The sequence below is a fragment of the Saccharothrix sp. ST-888 genome (genome assembly GCF_000955975.1).
GTDB lineage: Bacteria > Actinomycetota > Actinomycetes > Streptomycetales > Streptomycetaceae > Kitasatospora.
In genome coordinates this window covers 1-323 of sequence record NZ_JYJF01000798.1, presented here as the reverse complement: position 1 = coordinate 323, position 323 = coordinate 1, and the positions used below count along the sequence as shown (strand labels likewise).

Annotated in this window: 1 protein-coding gene; it reads right to left on the bottom strand. The window is 75.5% G+C overall.

The annotated features are described in order from the left end of the window. Window positions 1-26: 26 nt before the first annotated feature. On the bottom strand, window positions 27-323 hold a 297-nt coding region (locus UK12_RS42420), incomplete at its 5' end, for an alpha/beta fold hydrolase (RefSeq protein ID WP_045307196.1).

The window sequence follows — 323 nt, the reverse complement described above, 5'->3', positions numbered from 1 at the left end:
CCCAGGCGGTGGTGAAAGGCGGCTAACTACCGAAGGTCGGTCAGAAGGGACCGTCGCGGCTGGCGCGGGCGCGCCGCAGAGACGACGGTCAGGCTCTGGATCACCGGGGGGCGCATCACGCCCGCCGCCCAGGCCAGCGAGCCGCCGCTGCCGTCGCCGACCAGGTCCGCCCAGGGCTCGCCGAGCGCGGGCATCCCGCCGGTGACGTCGAGGGCCAGGTTCCCGGGGTCGTAGCCGCCGTGGCCACGGTCGCTGCCGACCATGCCGTGCAGGTCGAGGGCGACGGCCCGGAAACCGGACTCCGCGAGCGCGGCGAGCTGGTG